Consider the following 16,450-nt stretch of genomic DNA (forward strand, 5'->3'; position numbering starts at 1 on the left):
TTTGGCCGGGGTGCCGCGCGCCGGAAATTCCGGCCGGGACGTTGTCTCGCAGCGCACTCTTCGCAGCGATTTCCTTCGCAAATAAACGGACTTATTCCAGGGCGCGGTGATCCGACCGCCATATTCGCCCGTAACTTGCCGATAGACGATCGCGCCGCCGTTTCCGGAGATTCTATTCCCGGAATCTGTTGCGAATATAAAATGTTAGTAGACTCTAAATTATTTATTCTTCAGAAGTGAAGACTGCGAATCGGGGCAGCTGAGTCTCGCGGTGGCATAAGAGGGGCGATGAACAAGGCAGTTGAGCGGGGGCGCAACGGCAAGCGCGGCGCGCATGTGACGTTGAGCGATGTGGCGAAGAAGGTGGGCGTCAGCCCGATCACCATCTCGCGTGCGCTTCGCAATCCTCAGATCGTCTCGGAAGATCTGCGCGAGGTGATCCTGCGCACGGTCGAGGAGATGGGTTATATCCCCAATCTTGCCGCCCGGGCGCTTGCCGGCCGCCACAACGGCATCGTCGGCGTCATCACGCCCGCCTTGCACCAATACGGCTTCACCGGCCTGATGGTCGGCATCGAGGATCGCTTCCGCGACACCGAATTCACCGTGCAATATGCCAATACTTTGAACCATGGCGAGGGGGAGGCCGGTCTGCTGAAATCCTTCCTGACGCAGAAGCCGGCCGGCGTCATCATCGCCGGCGCTGAATCCTATCGCGATCTTCTGCCGCTCATCGAGCGCGCTGCCTGTCCCATCGCCCATATCACCGATCTCAGCCAGGAACCGCAGAAGCTGGTCGTCGGCCTCGATCATTATACGGCAGGCGCCGAACCCACCCGCTTCCTTCTGTCGAGGGGCTATAAGAGGATCGCCTTCTTCGGCCGGGGCGCCGATGTCCGCTCGCGCCGCCGTATCGAAGGCTATGAGGCCGCGATGCGGGACGCCGGGCGTTTCGACCCCGATCTCATCATCGGCGGGGAGGCGGCAAGCCGCACCGGCCTCGGCAGGGAGCTGTTCTCCCGCCTGTTGCAGCGCGTACCCGATGTCGATGCCGTTTTTGCCCAGAGCGACGAACTGGCGCTCGGCGTCCTCATCGAATGCAAGGCGCGCGGCATCCGCGTGCCTGAAGAGCTCGGCATCTGCGGCTTCAACGATCTGGAATTCTCGGCCTTCATCGAGCCGTCGCTGACGACGGTGCATATACCGCGCTACGATATCGGCTACCGCGTCGCCGACATGCTGCTGCGCGCCGTCCGCGACCAGCCGCCGGATGAAGACAAGGCCGACCTGGGCTTTACCATTATTCCGCGCGGTTCGACGCGGTAATTGCGCGAGCTGCACCCGTCCCAATATCCATTGCCGGGAGAGATGCCGATGGCCGACCTCGCCCTTCGAGGCGTTGCGGCCGATCGAAAACAGCGGCGTCAGGCTGGGCGACCGGTTCGATCTCTGCCCACCCACATCACTTTTCGCAAAGCCGTCGGCTGCCGGAATATGGCTGATAGGTACAATCGGACGGCCGGAAGGAGCGGTAGCTGCGCGAGCAGGCAGTGATGTTGCAGGACTGCGGCGCGCCTTGGCCATCGACGGCTGCTTCTGTCGATCGCACACCGTCCAACGTTGGTTCGCTCGTCGCCTCGCGCATGAAGTCCCGCCAGATATGCGCTGGCAGGGCGCCGCCGGTCACTCCCTTCATCGGCGCGTCGTCATCGTTGCCAACCCAGACGCCGACGACGAGGGCTTCCGTGAAGCCGACGAACCAGGCATCGCGATTGTTCTGGCTCGTGCCGGTCTTACCGGCGGCAAAGGTACCCGGATCTGCTCCGCGTCCCGTACCACGCTCGACCACCAGCTGCAGCAGGCCGAGCAGATCGGACTGGTAGGGCGCAAGATCGACATTCGGCTTTGATTGTGAGCCAACGCGAAACGTCTTGGACTGCCCCGCCGCTTGAAAGTCGATAATGCCCCAGGGTTTGACGGGGGCCCTGCCGAGCTGGACCGACGCATAGGCGCTTGTGAGATTAAGCAGATTGACTTCGGATGTGCCAAGCGCCAATGACGGCGTGTTGGCCAGTGGCGCATCGATGCCGAGTTCGCGCGCGGCGGCAATCACATTGTCCAGCCCCACCTCCTGCGCAAGCGTCACCGATGCAGCATTCAGCGATCGCGCGAACGCCTCGGCAAGCGTGACCCAACCGCGATAGTCGCCACCGGAATTCTCCGGCGACCAGCCGTTTATGTCTATCGGCGCGTCCAGAACCTGGTCGGACAGAGTGAGACCAGCCTTCAATGCTGCGTAATAGACGAACAGCTTGAAGGTGGAACCCGGCTGGCGCATCGCGGTGACGGCGCGGTTGAACTGGCTCGCCTTGTAGTCACGGCCGCCAACCATCGCAACGACCGCGCCGTCGGGCGTCATCGCAACCAACGCCGCCTGCGATGCGCCGACCGTCTTTCCCTCACCGTCGAGGGCTCGTTTCACCACCCTTTCGGCGATCTGCTGCAATGTCGGCACCAGCGTGGTGCGCACCGTGGTCGAACCCGGCGAGGCGCCGGCGATTTCGCTCGCTTGCGGCGAAATCCAGTCGGCAAACCAGCTTCCGGAACGCGGCGTTGGTGTCGTTGGATGGAGGCTCGCAAAGCTCGTCTTGGCCTCGGCCGCCTCCGGCGCGGTGATCTTGCCATTGGCCGCCATCGCGTCGAGGACGACCATGGTGCGCTGCCGGGCGCCTTCGAAATTGTCGATCGGATTCCATTGGCTCGGCGCCCGCAGTAGTCCCGCCAGCATCGCCGACTCCGGCAGGTTGAGGGCGCCGATATCCTTGTTGAAATAGATGCGCGCGGCGGCAGGCATGCCCGTCGCCCCCGCGCCGAGATAGACGCCGTTGAGATAACGCGTCAGGATTTCCGCTTTGCCGAGCTTCCACTCCAGCCAGAAGGCGATCACGACCTCCTGAATCTTTCGTTTGATCGTTCGGTCGCTGTCGAGATATTGCAGCTTGATGAGTTGCTGGGTGATGGTGCTGCCACCCTCCACCACCGAGCCGGCCTCCAAATTTCGCCAAAACGCCCTTGCGATGCCCCTGGGATCGATGCCGAAATGATCCACGAACCGGCGATCCTCGATGGACAGGACGGCATCGATCAGATGCGGTGGAAATTGGTCGTATCGAGCATATGGCCCTTGATAAGGTCCCTGTCTGACCAACGGCGCGCCGTCGGCAGTTTCCAGCACCACGATCGGCTTTAACGTTCCATCCCGGATTTCGCTCCAGGGCACGTCTTTCAGGGCCCAGACCAGCACACTCCCGACGAGGAGGCAGACAAGAAGGATCGACCCGAGAGCGAGTTTCCGCCAGCCCGCAATGAACGATGCGCTCCCACGACTTTCACGCGGCTTTGAACGCCGACCGCGAATACCGCGCCAGGCTTTGACCGAAGCAGTCGTCAGCCATCTGTGGGGAGCTGAGGTGACTGCAGACCGGCTCGACCTTGTTAGCTTCGTCTTCAATAACAAGGCGGCTGCCTTGATCCTTGCCAAAGCAGAACTTGCCTGCAAATCCTGGCGTATCGCACCCAATAGCGTTCTGGCGGCCCGTCTGGTTTGGTCGAAGGATCCGTGGGGCGGCTGCGGGTCTTCGCCTTGAGTTCCAGGCGAATCCAAGGTGTCCGCTTGCGCTGCCGAATTCAGTGTCTTCTCGCGATCCGAGCTCGAGCTGCTGACGCTTTCACCAGAGGATTCGGGAGAATTGGGCATCGGTTACCGCCTCGGACAGGTCGTTTTGATGATCTACCGCCCAGTCGTAAATGGCCAGCAACCCACTGCGCAACCGCGCGGTGGGCGTCGAGCGCGTTTTTTGATGTTAAAGTGCGACTTGGGAAGCTGCCGACATCAATTCCTGGGAATTCGGTGCCTTGAATGTCTGCAGCCCGGCCTCCAGAACTTCAGTGAAGCTCCAGCGCACGATGCCCTCCCGGTCTATCAGGAACTGACCGACAAGCTGCCCGTGGTCGGCAGTCATCATCTGCTCATCGGCTGCCGTAACTTGATATCCTTCCTTCTCGTTGAGAAATTCGTCCATTGCCATCACGCTCATCGGCTCGGGCAACTCGTCCGGAAGATCGATCCGTATCGCCATGGCCGCGTCGATCCCGATCTCGCGTAAGCCGAAGGCTTGGTGCGAAGCCCGTGCCGGGTCGGAAGCAGCAAGAAGATCGGATATTGGGTGGTAACGGAAATAGAGCCGCGCGCGTTCGACCGGGGTGTTTACCACGGCCAGGGATTGGACGCCTTTCTCACGCAGCATCGGGTTGAGGTATGCCATGGCCGCGACATGGCGCCGGCAGAACGGGCAATGCAGGCCTCGAAACAAACCGATCAACAATGGGCTGCGGCCACGAAAATCATCAAGTGCGATCTTCCCCTCGCGCGAGATCGCATCGAACTCAACGTTCGGGACCCGGTCGCCCGGTTGTAGCGGATGGTCGACATAGGGCGTGGACATGGACAACCTCCTCGCTCGGGGATCAGTCGAGAAAAGGCGCCACGTCGAGTGTTTCGAGGTCGAGATTGAACGTTGCAGACCTGACCTCTCGTTTTACCGCACCGCCAGGATCCGATCTAAGAATGGCCCCACTTGAGCCCGCGGGCAAGCGGTAAACGGCGAATCGTGAATTGAGAAAGTTCGTTTTCAGTCCCCCCAGCTCAATTTTCTTTGTTGGTCTCTGGCCGCTCCCGCAGCTCAAGCCTTCAATGCTGTGGGTCATGGCTCAAGCAGCAGATTTCAGCTTGCCACCGACCGCCCAGGAATCCTTAGGCGATCTCCGGTTTGCCAGATCTCCAGCGATTCCGGCGGCACGCCAGCGTTCGACGGCGGCCTTGGTCGCTTCTCAAACGAAGGCGCGCTTCTGATCGTCGGGGTGGCAGATTGCAGGGACGACGAACGGAGCGACGGCTCTTACTTTACCGTGATGGCAATACCGCTAAGATCGGCGTTGACCTGCAGGCCTACCTGCTTGCCTGAGAGTTCGAGTTGGGCGCCCTTGTCGTTGGTCATGACGATCACCTGGGCCCCTTTGCCGACGGCGCCGCCACCGCCCGCCGCACCGTATACCCCCGTCACATCTTGGGCGCGGCGAATATGGTGAACGGTACCACGGAAATAGGTCTTAGAAGCTCCGAAGGCGAGGCCGCCCGAGATGCCGCCGACAGAGATGGGATAGCGGCGACCATGAAAGGTCAGCATGCCCTCGCCTCCAGAACCACCCACAAAGAAGGCCGCCTTGTAGACTGAGAAACTGATCTTACCGTCGTCGGCATACGCGGCGCCAGCAGCGCTGATTCCTGCTGCTGCGATAACCGCAGCCGCGACTGAACGAAATCCGGACGAAATCTTCATGATGCGTCTCCTAAAATCGAGGCTAACCCAGCCAGGAGGGCACGTCAGCAGTATGCCAAAGTCACAGCTGAAACAGTATCGATCGTCAATAGTTCCAGACTCCAGCTGGGAGACGGCCGCCACGAAACGAGGTTGATAATAGTCTCGGTGGCCAGCCGATGGCAGCCAACGCTCGGCTCACTCAGCATTGCCGAAATCTCGAGCATTTGTCGATGATGGAAGGTGATGTCGAGCGCCGAAATTGTCGTATTCATCCGGATACGATTTGCGCTGCCGCAGGAGTTCGCTCCGACCGACACCTTCTTCTAGGGGGGCGATGACAGGGGATTGGGCGACAACCGACGTCTGGCGATGGAGACTTTTGGGGCCGTACGCCCAGGTTTCATCTGGATGGCACTGTACCGCGCGATATTCAGGCATGGCCGGTGACACTCGCCAGTGCCAGGAGCAACAGGAACGCGAGAGGTGGCGGGAGCTCCCGATAGTTCCTGATACGAACAATGGCTACGATCGCGGCGAGCATAATCGAGACGCCCAACGCGACCCCGATATATCGGGTGCCGGCTATCACCAAAAGCACCGCAGTTACGAGCTCGAAGGCGGCCGTGACCCAGCACCACCAGAAAGGAAATCCCAGTCGCACGAAACCCATGCGGATTTTCGGATGTCCACTTGCGTTGACGATGGCGCCGACGAGAAACGCGCCGGCGGCCAGCCAGATGAATATGGTACCGAGCGATGTGCTTGTGAAAATATTCATTGGAAGTTCCGTCTAGGTCTTTTCGATATATCGATGTTAATTAATCTAGCAATGCTAGTTTGTCAATCAATGTTCCTTTTGATAATTTCGCGCCAGGAAAAATCGCGCGCATGAAGATTGGGGCACTGGGGTGGGTATCAGCGAACGCAAGGCTCGAGAGCGGGTCGACCGTGAACGCAGGATCGTCGTAGCTGCACGGACGATCGCAGAACGCGACGGCTGGGCTGCCGTCACGATCCGGCGTCTCGCCGAGGAGATAGAATACAGCCAGCCAGTTCTCTATTCGCATTTCGAAAATCGCGATCAGATCGTCGGAGCAGTCGCGCTTGAAGGCTTCGGCGAATTGGCTGCGACGCTCCGCGCTGCGATCCACCCATCGTCCACGTCAAAGGCGCGAGTGGAAGACGTCGCAGCCGCCTATCTCGATTTCGCTTTCGCTTGCCCTGCGATGTACGAGGCGATGTTCGTCCTGCCGACTGGGCTCCACTTCGCCAGATCCGACACGCCAGCCCAACTTCGCGATGGCTTCGGAGCCATGGCGACGGTGATCGCGCCGTTCTCTCAGGATGTAGATACCGCTACCGAAACTTTCTGGGCGGCACTTCACGGTTTGGCGGAGCTTGAACGTCACGGCAGGATAAGACCCACTTTCCGGGCTCAACGTATTACGCTCATCATGAAGATGGTGTCGGGTCAACTCTGAGAGCAGGGTCTTGCGATTAATCTGATCCCGCCTAAGTGGCTTGAAAAATGCCGGACAAGGCAAAGGCCTTAAGGCTAATGCATGTCGCCCGGAAGTGTGCAGCGGTTCCGGGGTAACGGCATGCATGAAAAAAGAGCTTTAGGAGTTTGGCCGCTTCGGGCCGAAAGCCGGCGTGCAACGTCCGAGGATCTGCTCGATTTCAACGCTGAAATGCGACAGCGCCGTTCGCGAGGAATCCGCCAGTCCGCAGCCTGCGGATTCGGCCTCACAGAAGGGGCCAGTTTTGCTGGCCCCTTATCTCTCATCAGATATCGCTTGCAGCGCTCGACCAGAGGTCGGCTGCTTCGGCCGCCGTCATGCGGCGCACCTCGGCTTCATGGCTGCGGCTGGCGAAGAGTTCGCTGGCCATGATCTGCTCGGCAAGATCGGCCGGGAGCGAGAGGATGACGCGGCCTTCGCCATTGTGCAGGCCGCCGAGTTCCGTGCGCTTGCCTGTCACCATGCCGCCGGCGACCGTGTTGTTGGTCTCCGGGTCGATCAGGATGAAGGAGCCGGACAGCCGGTTCTGCTCATAGGGGTCGAAGATCGCCGCTTCGTCGAAGACAAGCCGGACTTTGCCGATAGCGTTCATGTAGAGCCGCTGGGCGGCAGTCCAGGTGCCGGTCTTCAGCTCGAGCTGGCTGAGCGGCTGCACCTGGACGCGCTGGCGCCGCGAACCGCTCTTCAGCCAGTAGCGTTTGCCGGGCTCGATGCCCTCGGGCTGCAGCGCGACGATCTGCGCGTCGAAAGCAAGGCCGACCTGCGGCTGAGCGTCGATCGAGACGATCATGTCGCCGCGCGCCACATCGACCTGGCGATCGAGCACCAGCGTGATCGCATCACCGGCGACGGCAGCGTTGCGCACCAGATCGAAGGTAACGATCTTGGAGACATTGGCGACCATGCCGGATGGCAGGATCATGACGCTGTCGCCCGGCTTGACCGAGCCGCCGGCAACCGTGCCCTGATAGCCGCGGAAGCTTTCGCCCGGGCGCGAGACGCGCTGCACCGACAGGCGGAAGCCGACCGTCTGCGACGAGCGCACGGTCGCAAGCTCCAGCGTCTCCACCAGTGTCGGGCCGCTGTACCAAGGCATGGCGGCCTGGCCGGAATAGACGACGTTTTCGCCCTTAAGCGCCGACATCGGAATGGCGGTGATCTGCTTGACGCCGAGCGACAGCGCAAATTCCCGGAATTCATGGCTGATCTTGTCGAAGCCGGCGCGGTCGTAGCCCGTCAGGTCGATCTTGTTGACGGCAAGCACGAATTGCTTGATGCCGAGCAGCGAAGCGATCGTCGCGTGACGGCGTGTCTGCTCGAGAATGCCGAAGCGCGCATCGACCAGCAGGATGGCGAGATCGGCGGTCGAGGCGCCGGTCGCCATGTTGCGGGTATATTGCTCGTGGCCGGGCGTGTCGGCGACGATGAAGGAGCGCTTGTCGGTCGAGAAATAGCGATAGGCGACATCGATGGTGATGCCCTGCTCGCGCTCGGCCTGCAGGCCGTCGAGCAACAGCGCGAAGTCGGGCAGGCCGAGATCGTTCTGCTTGCCGGTGGAATCGCGCTGCAGCGTGGCGGCCTGGTCTTCCTTGACCGCCTTGGTGTCCCAGAGCAGGCGGCCGATCAGGGTCGACTTGCCGTCATCGACGCTGCCGCAGGTAATCAGGCGCAGCGGGCGCGTGTCGCGCTGGGCCTTCTGCGGCTCGGCGGCGGGCAGGCTGACGACGGTGGCGGCCGAGACGGCGGTTTGGGCTGCGGTCATCTCAGAAATATCCTTCACGCTTCTTCTTTTCCATGGAGCCGGACTGGTCGCGGTCGATGGCGCGGCCCTGGCGTTCGGACACCGTTGCGATTTCGAGTTCGGCAATCACCTCTTCGAGGGTGGTGGCCTGTGAGCGGATGGCGCCGGTCAGCGGGAAGTCGCCGAGCGTGCGGAAGCGGATCATGCCCTCCTGGCGCACTTCGCCGGGCAGCAGTTCGAGACGCGGATCCTCGGCCAGGATCATCATGCCGTCGCGCTCAACGAAGGGCCGCTTCTTGGCGTAATAGAGCGGCACCAGCGGAATGTCCTCAGCCTGGATGTAGCGCCAGATATCGACCTCCGTCCAGTTCGACAGCGGGAAGGCGCGGACGCTCTCGCCCTTGCGGATCATGCCGTTATAGACGTTCCAGAGTTCCGGCCGCTGGTTGCGCGGGTCCCAGCGATGGTCGGGCGTGCGGAAGGAATAGATGCGCTCCTTGGCGCGGCTGGCTTCCTCGTCGCGCCGCGCGCCGCCGAAGGCGGCGTCGAACTGGCCGGCATCGAGCGCCTGGCGGAGGCCCTCGGTCTTCATGATGTCGGTGAAGGCAGCCGATCCATGGGTGAAGGGCGTGATGTTTTCGGCCGCACCGCGCGGATTGATGTGCTCGATCAGGTCGAGATCGTACTTCCTAGCGGTCTCGTCGCGGAAAGCGATCATCTCCCGGAATTTCCAGCCGGTGTTCACATGCAGGAGCGGGAAGGGCACGCGGCCGGGATAGAAGGCCTTGCGCGCCAGATGCAGCAGCACCGAGGAGTCCTTGCCGATCGAATAGAGCATGACGGGACGCTCGAATTCGGCCGCGACCTCGCGAAAGATATGGATGGATTCGTTTTCCAGCGCCTTCAGATGCGGGTCGAGTGGCGCCTTGGCGCTCTGGGGATTGCTGAGTTCCGTATCCGGACGGCTATCGGGCATGTTTTACTCCAGACTGTCGATCCTTTGCGGTTCGCCGCAAAGCAGTTCCTGATGCTGGCTTTCCCAAGGCTGCGGCGGTGGCAGCGCCCGGGTTCGGTAAGCCGTGAAGTTGATTATTGTGCGGCGATGACGGCGGCCTCTTCGGCGACATGCAGGCCGCATTCGCGCGTCTCGTCCTGCTCCCACCACCAGCGACCGGCGCGTTCCGGCTCGCCGGGCTTGATCGCCCGGGTGCAGGGCTCGCAGCCGATCGAGGGATAGCCGCGGGCATGCAGCGGATTGACCGGAACGCCGTTGTCGGACACGAAGGCCTTGATCGCCTCCAAGTCCCAATCGGCGAGCGGATTGACCTTCAAGAGGTGCCGTTCGGCGTCGTATTCGGCAAAGGGCGTCTCGGCGCGGTTGGCCGATTGGCCGCGGCGCAGGCCGGTGATCCAGATCGTTGCCCCTTCGAGTGCGCGCGCAAGCGGCTTCAGCTTGCGCACGCCACAACAGGCATGCCTGGCTTCGACGCTCTCGTAGAAACCGTTGAGGCCATACTGCGCCGCATAGGCGTCGATATCGGCCTTCTCGGGCTCGTAGCGCTGGATCTTTACGTCGTACTGGCTTTCCGTCTCGGTAATCAGCGACAGCGTCTCGGCAAACAGCCGGCCGGTCTGCAGCGTCGCAATATCGATCGGCAGGCGGTGCGTGCCGATCTCGGCGGTGATCACCTGGTCCTCGATGCCGAGCGAGGTGGTGAACACCACGCGGCCCCCGAGGCCGGAGACCAGCGACAGACGTCCGGCCAGGTCGAGACCTGCCAGCTTGTCGTTCAGCGCCTCGGCTTCGGCAATGGGCCCTTCTTCCGCAATCGTATTGATAACAGTCATGAGAATCCTGTCCTTTGTTGACGGGAGTATCGCAGTTCAATCCTGGATCGGACAGAAAAAGGGATTTCGAAAGCTGCGGCCAGAGGAGCAAATATCTCTCCGAAGCTGCCGCAATGCAAAAAAACAGCCGCCCGGGGACAAAAATCCCCGCGAACAACTGGTATGTCTATAAAAATAGTAGAGTTACACGCGGCCTGTCAATCCGAAATCTGAAGTGATGCCGAAAAAGGTGCAGAAAGGGCGGTTTAAGCGTAGATTGTGACAGTTCGGCCGAGAGGGAAAAACAAGGCCGAAAACGCTTAGTCCTCAAGGCTTTCTCCGGCGCGTTCAAATTCCGTTCATGCTGGTTGTGCCATAGAGGCGAAAGTAATTCCGTAGCGGCGCGGAGATTCGCGCCGCCTGTGTGTCGATGGTCTGAGATGATTACGCAAAAGGCGAAATATGCGCTGCGGGCGCTGACGGTTCTGGCGGATGCCGATGCCGACGAACCGGTGATGATTTCCGATATCGCCGCCCAGCAGAAGATCCCGAAAAAGTTCCTCGAACAGATCCTGCTCGACCTGAAGCATCACGGCATCGTCGTCAGCCGTCGCGGCAAGCAGGGCGGTTATCTCTTGCTGAAGCCCGCCCACACCATCACCTTCGGCGAGATCCTGCGCATCATCGACGGCCCGATCGCGCCGCTGCCGTGCCTGTCGATCACCGCCTACCGCCGGTGCGACGATTGCGACGGCGAACAGAACTGCCAGATCCGTCACGTCTTCGCCAAGGTCGCCGACGCCACCCGCAAGGTGCTGTTCTCGACAACCATCGCCGACGCCGTCGGCCCAAGACACGGCGCCGAAGTCACCCGGCTGCTGGCCTAAGCGGCTTTGGCCGGCTATCCCCGGTGCGGTCGCGCGTCTTTTGCTGGGGCAGCGAGACCGGTATCTCCACCCTACGGGCGTAGACCTCCTAGCGTATAGCCGCCATCGACGGTGATTTCTTGCCCGGTGACGAAGGCGGCATCATGGGAAAGCAACCAGGCGACAGTACCTGCGATATCTTCTGACGTTCCATTTCGCCGAAGCGGTGTGTGGGCGGCTAGCCTTGCAGCAAAAGCCGGATCGATAACATCATCCGCCATAGGTGTGAGAATAATCCCTGGATTGATGGCATTGATCCTGACGTTGCGAGGTCCTTGCTCCGCCGCCAGGGTCCGCATCATCGCAAGCAACGCCCCCTTCGTGCTGGCATAGGCTCCAGCACCCGGCATCACGCCGGCTGCTGTCAACGAGGCGTTGATGAGAATGCTGCCGCCTTTCAGGAAGGGCAGGCACTGTTTGATCGTGAAGAAGGTACCCTTGAGATTGGTGTCGATCAGCGCGTCGAAATCGTCTCCATCCGTCACTGCCAACGGTTTGAATTCGCCGAGAACTCCGGCATTGGCAAAGACCGCATCCAGCCGTCCGAAGCGTGCGATCGTCTTCTCGACAATCGCGGCGACGGCTTCATTGTCGGCGATATCGCCGGCAATTGCGATGGCCGCACCGCCTGATGCCTCGATCTCTCCAAGCAGTCGATTGATCGGCTCGGGGCGGCGTCCGACGAGGACGAGCTCGGCTCCTTCCGCCACTAGGCGAAGGGCGGCGGCCCGGCCCATCCCCGTTCCAGCACCTGTAATGAGAACTGTTTTGCCGATGAACCGGGTTCGCGTCATGTCTTGCTCCTTGAATGATTGCGTCGAGGCGGTTGTAATTCGAGCACTTACTCATGATAATTGGGGAAAATACGCGATCATTTAAAAGCAGAAGTATTGAATGGGTCTCTTTCGTTCCATGCAGGTATTTGTCACAACCGTCCAGGAAGGCTCGATGAGCGCAGCATCGGGCAAGCTTGGCATCTCGCCGGCAATGGTCGGGCAACACGTCGCCGCACTGGAGGAACGGCTGGGTACGCGCCTCCTCAACCGAACCACGCGTCGGCAGAGCCTGACGGATTTCGGCAAGAGCTATGTCGAGCAGTGCCGGGATATTCTGGAGCGGGTGGCTATTGCGGATCAGGACGCCGAGGCATCGCAGACGAAACCGCGCGGCCTCTTGAAGGTCACGGCGCCGGCGACGTTCGGGGCGGAGGTGCTGATGCCGGCTTTGCAACGCTACCGAGAGATCGCTCCCGAGGTGATGCTGGATATTACCTTGACCGATCGTAACGTCGATATCGTCGAGGAAGGTTTCGACATCGCGATCCGCATCGGGGACCTGCCCGACAGCCGCCTCATCGCGCGTCAGCTCGCTCCCTATCGAATGATGATTTGCGCGTCACCGGATTACCTCGCTCGACATGGAAATCCTGCCCATCCAAGCGCGCTTTCCGGCCACGAAACCGTTGGTTTCACCCCGGCGGCGCGCTCGCCCTGGAGGCTGTCGAAAGGCAAGGATGAGGTCGAGGTCGCGCCCAGATTGTCGATCACCGTCAATAGCGGTCAGGCCGTGCGCATGGCCGCTCGTGCCGGATTGGGTGTCGTTATGCAGCCTGCCATCCTGCTGGCTTCGGATATCCGGGCCGGCCTTCTCGTCCAGCTCTTCCCCGATTGGCATCTGCGTGAGCGGCCTATGTCACTCGTCTATCACCGGGATCGGCGCATGACGCCACGCGTGCGAAGCATCATCTCATTCGTCGTTGCGGAGTTTGGAGCAGAGCCGGAGAGTCCGGCAAATCGCCCTGCCGAGTGACCGCAATCGATGCCTTGGGCCGACGTCACGCCTGGTGGCGTGATTAGCTTTCCGCCAGTTCCCTGGCGCGCCGTGCCCGGATCGCCGCGGCAATGAAGACGCGCGACAAGCCGTGATAGAGCGGCTCGCGCGATAGCAGGCGCGAGGTGATGTAGCCGATCATCGACACTGCCATGATCGGGATGACCGCCTCGTGATCCCCGGTCATCTCGAGGATGATGACGAAGGCCGTCATCGGCGCCTGCACGACGCCGGAGAAATATCCGGCCATGCCGAGGATCGCCGCAAGGGCGATGCCACTGCCCATCAATTGGCCGACCGTGCTGCCGAAGCCGGCGCCGATGGCGAGTGAGGGCGCGAAGATGCCGCCCGGGATTCCCGAAATCATCGACAGGAAGCCGGCAACAAGCTTTTCGAGGAAGAAAAGCAGGGGCAGGGGATTGCCCTCGACGGCACCCTTCGCCTGGTCGTAGCCGGTGCCGAAGGTCGTACCACCCGACAGGATGCCGACGGCGGCGACGGCGAGGCCGCAGACGGCCGCCAGCATTACCATCCGCCGCAGCGGTTGCGGCTGCGCAAAGCGGCGCACATGCTGGCCGGCATAGAGCGCCAGCCCGCTGAATGCAGCGCCAAGGGCGCCGCCGCCGATGCCGCAGACGAGCACCAGTTCCCAGTCGCGCAGCGATGCCGGCGCAACGGATGTCGAGCCGAAATAATTATAGCTGCCGGCGAGCCCGAGCGCGGCAAGGCCGGACAGGATGACGGCGGTCAGAACCAGTCCGTTGGCGCGCGATTCATAGGTGCGGCTCATCTCCTCGATCGCGAAGACGATGCCGGCGAGCGGCGTGTTGAAGGCGGCGGCAATCCCGGCCGCCGAACCGGCAAGGATCAGCCCGCGGGCTTGTGCCATGCCGCCGAAGCGAGCGACCGCCAGCATGATCGATGCGCCCACCTGCACGGTCGGTCCCTCGCGGCCGATCGATGCGCCGCTGAGCAGCCCGAGCACCGTCAGCACGATCTTGCCGAAGACCAGCCGCAGCGACAGCAGGCGGGTTCGGTCTTCCGGATCGCGCAGATGCCGGGCGGCGATCGCCTGCGGAATGCCGCTGCCCTGCGCGTTCGGGAAATACCGTGCGGCGAGATAGGCCGACAGCATGAAACCGAGCGGCGTGACGACGAGCGGCAGCAGAAAGCCCCATTCGCCGGAGGCTGTTATGTCGGCAAAGGCGCGTTGGGCGAGATCGGCCAGCCTGGCAAAGCCGACGCTGATGATGCCGATCGCGCAAGCGCCGAACCAGAAGATCAGCCGTGGGCGCCAGAGTGCGAGGGAACCCCAGAGAACACGGGAGCGGCGAAGAAGTCGGGACTTGCGATACAACACTGACATGCCGGGAGCGGAAGTTGAACAGAGCTTCTTCCTAAACCGGTTTGCGGGGAAAGAACCACCTCTTTCGTCGGAAATCGCCGCCCCTACCAGTCTTCGATCCGCACCATATCTCCAGCCATCACCGATCGCTGACCGCCGCCCTGGGATTGACCCATGGCTCCTGGTTGGAGCGCGCCAGCGGCTGTTTGCCGAGGATGTGGTCGGCGGCCTTCTCGCCGGTCATGATCGAGGGGCCGTTCAGATTGCCGTAGGTGACGTGCGGGAAGATCGAGCTGTCGGCGACGCGTAGGCCATCGACGCCGATCACCCGGGTCTGCGGATCGACCACCGCCATCGGATCGTCCTTGGCGCCCATCTTGCATGTGCCGCAGGGGTGATAGGCGCTTTCCAGATGTTCGCGCAGGAAGGCGTCGATCTGCGCGTCGCTCTGCACACCTTCGCCCGGCTGGATCTCCGGCCCGCGATAGTCGTTGAAGGCGCTCTGGCCGAAGATCTCGCGGGTGAGGCGCACACAGTGGCGGAACTTCTCCCAATCCTCGGCATGGCTCATATAGTTGAAGCGCAGCACCGGATCGGCCTTGGGGTCGGCCGAACGCAGCGTCACGCTGCCGCGCGACTTCGACAGGTTGTAGCCGACATGCACCTGGAAGCCGTGGCTCTTGGCCGCCGCCTTGCCGTCATAGCTGATCGCCACCGGCAGGAAGTGATACTGGATGTCGGGCTGCTTCAGCCCAGGGGCGGAGCGCAGGAAGGCGCAGGCCTCGAACTGGTTGGAGGCGCCGAGCCCGCCGCGCGAGAGCAGCCATTGTGCGCCGGCCACGCCCTGCCAGAACCACGGCAGCCAGGAATAGAGCGACACCGGCTTGGTGCTGACCTGCTGGAAATAGAACTCCATATGGTCCTGCAGATTGGCGCCGACGCCCGGCCGGTCGACCTTCACCGTAATGCCCATGTCCTGCAGATGTTGGCCGGGACCGATGCCCGACAGCATCAAGAGCTTCGGCGAATTGAACGAGGAGGCTGAGACGATCACCTCGCGGTTCGCCTTCACCACCTCTATTTTGCCGTTGCGTTCGATCTCGACGCCGGTCGCCCGTCCGTCCTCGATCAAGATCCTCTGCGCAAAGCCGTAGACGATATTGACATTGTCCCGCTTCAGCGCCGGTTTCAGATAGGCATTGGCGGCAGACCAGCGGCGGCCGGAAAAGATGGTCTGCTCCATCAGCCCGAAGCCTTCCTGCTTGCTGCCGTTATAATCCTCGGTCGTCTCGAAGCCCGCCTGCTTGCCGGCCTCGACAAAGGCGCGAAACAGCGGATTGGTGAAACCGCCGCGCTGGACATGCAGCGGCCCGTTTGTACCGCGCCAGCCCTCCTCGCCGCCATGCGAATGCTCCATCCGCTTGAAATAGGGGAGAACGTCGGCATAGGCCCAGCCGCCGGCGCCAAGCTCCTCCCACCGGTTGAAGTCCTCGGCGTGGCCGCGCACATAGACCATGCCGTTGATCGAGGAGGAGCCGCCGATCACCTTGCCGCGCGGCGCAGTGATGCGCCGGTTGTTGAGGTTGGGTTCCGGCTCGGACAGATAACCCCAATTATAGCGCTTCATGCTCATCGGCCAGGCAAGCGCCGCTGGCATCTGGATGAACGGCCCGAAATCGCTGCCGCCCGCCTCGATGACGAGAACGGAATTCTTGCCGTCTTCCGACAGGCGATAGGCGAGGGCGGACCCCGCCGAGCCCGAGCCGATGATGACGAAATCTGCTTGCATGGCGTTCCCTTAAATTCCTTTGCACGGTCCCCGAAGACTTCGGGACATCAAGACCCCGCCCCAAACCCCTCCCACAAGGGGAGGGGCTTAA

Annotated in this window: 14 protein-coding genes; 4 read left to right on the top strand and 10 right to left on the bottom strand. The window is 61.8% G+C overall.

What is annotated here, in order from left to right; genetic code table 11:
- Positions 1 to 288 precede the first annotated feature (288 nt).
- Positions 289 to 1,326 carry a LacI family DNA-binding transcriptional regulator gene (locus K6N12_RS05880; protein WP_097627485.1) on the top strand — a complete coding sequence of 346 codons (1,038 nt, stop codon included), beginning with the start codon at positions 289 to 291 and terminating at the stop codon, positions 1,324 to 1,326.
- Positions 1,327 to 1,462: 136 nt separating this feature from the next.
- Here K6N12_RS05880 and K6N12_RS05885 read toward each other — a convergent pair whose 3' ends face one another.
- The 4 genes from K6N12_RS05885 to K6N12_RS05900 all read right to left on the bottom strand — a co-directional run bounded on the left by K6N12_RS05885 (position 1,463) and on the right by K6N12_RS05900 (position 6,159).
- Entirely contained in the window at positions 1,463 to 3,757 is a 2,295-nt protein-coding gene (locus K6N12_RS05885; protein ID WP_097627487.1) for a PBP1A family penicillin-binding protein, read from the bottom strand.
- Positions 3,758 to 3,863: 106 nt separating this feature from the next.
- Entirely contained in the window at positions 3,864 to 4,505 is a 642-nt protein-coding gene (locus K6N12_RS05890) for a peroxiredoxin-like family protein (protein ID WP_097627489.1), read from the bottom strand.
- 453 nt (positions 4,506 to 4,958) lie between these two features.
- Positions 4,959 to 5,399 (bottom strand): lipid-binding SYLF domain-containing protein, encoded by a 441-nt coding sequence (locus K6N12_RS05895; protein ID WP_097627491.1) that lies wholly within the window; start codon positions 5,397 to 5,399, stop codon positions 4,959 to 4,961.
- A 412-nt stretch (positions 5,400 to 5,811) separates the two neighbouring features.
- Positions 5,812 to 6,159, bottom strand: coding sequence for a DoxX family protein (locus K6N12_RS05900; RefSeq protein ID WP_097627493.1), 348 nt, complete (start codon positions 6,157 to 6,159; stop codon positions 5,812 to 5,814).
- Positions 6,160 to 6,289: 130 nt separating this feature from the next.
- Here K6N12_RS05900 and K6N12_RS05905 point away from each other — a divergent pair, with 130 nt between their 5' ends.
- Positions 6,290 to 6,862: a TetR/AcrR family transcriptional regulator gene (locus K6N12_RS05905; RefSeq protein WP_097627495.1), complete on the top strand. Its 573-nt coding sequence runs from the start codon at positions 6,290 to 6,292 to the stop codon at positions 6,860 to 6,862.
- Between the two features lie 304 nt (positions 6,863 to 7,166).
- Here K6N12_RS05905 and cysN read toward each other — a convergent pair whose 3' ends face one another.
- The 3 genes from cysN to K6N12_RS05920 all read right to left on the bottom strand — a co-directional run bounded on the left by cysN (position 7,167) and on the right by K6N12_RS05920 (position 10,490).
- Positions 7,167 to 8,663: a sulfate adenylyltransferase subunit CysN gene (gene cysN, locus K6N12_RS05910; RefSeq protein WP_097627497.1), complete on the bottom strand. Its 1,497-nt coding sequence runs from the start codon at positions 8,661 to 8,663 to the stop codon at positions 7,167 to 7,169.
- 1 nt (position 8,664) lies between these two features.
- Positions 8,665 to 9,618 (bottom strand): sulfate adenylyltransferase subunit CysD, encoded by a 954-nt coding sequence (gene cysD / locus K6N12_RS05915; protein ID WP_064837453.1) that lies wholly within the window; start codon positions 9,616 to 9,618, stop codon positions 8,665 to 8,667.
- Positions 9,619 to 9,731: 113 nt separating this feature from the next.
- The gene (locus K6N12_RS05920) at positions 9,732 to 10,490 is read right to left on the bottom strand and encodes a phosphoadenylyl-sulfate reductase (protein WP_097627499.1); all 759 of its coding nucleotides are present in this window, start codon (positions 10,488 to 10,490) and stop codon (positions 9,732 to 9,734) included.
- A gap of 419 nt (positions 10,491 to 10,909) precedes the next feature.
- Here K6N12_RS05920 and K6N12_RS05925 point away from each other — a divergent pair, with 419 nt between their 5' ends.
- Positions 10,910 to 11,356 (top strand): RrF2 family transcriptional regulator, encoded by a 447-nt coding sequence (locus tag K6N12_RS05925; protein ID WP_003569590.1) that lies wholly within the window; start codon positions 10,910 to 10,912, stop codon positions 11,354 to 11,356.
- Between the two features lie 71 nt (positions 11,357 to 11,427).
- Here K6N12_RS05925 and K6N12_RS05930 read toward each other — a convergent pair whose 3' ends face one another.
- Positions 11,428 to 12,189: an SDR family NAD(P)-dependent oxidoreductase gene (locus K6N12_RS05930; RefSeq protein WP_222148783.1), complete on the bottom strand. Its 762-nt coding sequence runs from the start codon at positions 12,187 to 12,189 to the stop codon at positions 11,428 to 11,430.
- Between the two features lie 100 nt (positions 12,190 to 12,289).
- On the opposite strand from K6N12_RS05930, the gene K6N12_RS05935 reads away from it, so the two are divergent.
- Positions 12,290 to 13,204, top strand: coding sequence for a LysR family transcriptional regulator (locus tag K6N12_RS05935; RefSeq protein WP_097627503.1), 915 nt, complete (start codon positions 12,290 to 12,292; stop codon positions 13,202 to 13,204).
- 43 nt (positions 13,205 to 13,247) lie between these two features.
- Here the strand turns inward: K6N12_RS05935 and K6N12_RS05940 are convergent, their stop codons facing one another.
- Together K6N12_RS05940 and betA are read right to left on the bottom strand one after the other, a co-directional pair.
- Complete coding sequence (locus K6N12_RS05940) at positions 13,248 to 14,591, bottom strand: chloride channel protein (RefSeq protein WP_097627505.1); 1,344 nt, start codon at positions 14,589 to 14,591, stop codon at positions 13,248 to 13,250.
- Positions 14,592 to 14,709: 118 nt separating this feature from the next.
- On the bottom strand, positions 14,710 to 16,359 hold the full coding sequence (gene betA / locus K6N12_RS05945) for a choline dehydrogenase (protein ID WP_097627507.1): 1,650 nt from the start codon (positions 16,357 to 16,359) through the stop codon (positions 14,710 to 14,712).
- Between the last annotated feature and the right edge of the window lie 91 nt (positions 16,360 to 16,450).

Origin of the sequence: Rhizobium redzepovicii (genome assembly GCF_019793435.1) — a bacterium.
GTDB classification, from domain to species: Bacteria; Pseudomonadota; Alphaproteobacteria; order Rhizobiales; family Rhizobiaceae; genus Rhizobium; species Rhizobium redzepovicii.

Excerpts from the sequence above, each read along its gene's own strand:
- K6N12_RS05880 (WP_097627485.1), top strand. The coding sequence starts at position 289 with ATGAACAAGGCAGTTGAGCGGGGGCGCAACGGCAAGCGCGGCGCGCAT.
- K6N12_RS05885 (WP_097627487.1), bottom strand. The coding sequence starts at position 3,757 with ATGCCCAATTCTCCCGAATCCTCTGGTGAAAGCGTCAGCAGCTCGAGC.
- K6N12_RS05890 (WP_097627489.1), bottom strand. The coding sequence starts at position 4,505 with ATGTCCACGCCCTATGTCGACCATCCGCTACAACCGGGCGACCGGGTC.
- K6N12_RS05895 (WP_097627491.1), bottom strand. The coding sequence starts at position 5,399 with ATGAAGATTTCGTCCGGATTTCGTTCAGTCGCGGCTGCGGTTATCGCA.
- K6N12_RS05900 (WP_097627493.1), bottom strand. The coding sequence starts at position 6,159 with ATGAATATTTTCACAAGCACATCGCTCGGTACCATATTCATCTGGCTG.
- cysN (WP_097627497.1), bottom strand. The coding sequence starts at position 8,663 with ATGACCGCAGCCCAAACCGCCGTCTCGGCCGCCACCGTCGTCAGCCTG.
- cysD (WP_064837453.1), bottom strand. The coding sequence starts at position 9,618 with ATGCCCGATAGCCGTCCGGATACGGAACTCAGCAATCCCCAGAGCGCC.
- K6N12_RS05920 (WP_097627499.1), bottom strand. The coding sequence starts at position 10,490 with ATGACTGTTATCAATACGATTGCGGAAGAAGGGCCCATTGCCGAAGCC.
- K6N12_RS05925 (WP_003569590.1), top strand. The coding sequence starts at position 10,910 with ATGATTACGCAAAAGGCGAAATATGCGCTGCGGGCGCTGACGGTTCTG.
- K6N12_RS05930 (WP_222148783.1), bottom strand. The coding sequence starts at position 12,189 with ATGACGCGAACCCGGTTCATCGGCAAAACAGTTCTCATTACAGGTGCT.
- K6N12_RS05935 (WP_097627503.1), top strand. The coding sequence starts at position 12,290 with ATGGGTCTCTTTCGTTCCATGCAGGTATTTGTCACAACCGTCCAGGAA.
- K6N12_RS05940 (WP_097627505.1), bottom strand. The coding sequence starts at position 14,591 with ATGTCAGTGTTGTATCGCAAGTCCCGACTTCTTCGCCGCTCCCGTGTT.
- betA (WP_097627507.1), bottom strand. The coding sequence starts at position 16,359 with ATGCAAGCAGATTTCGTCATCATCGGCTCGGGCTCGGCGGGGTCCGCC.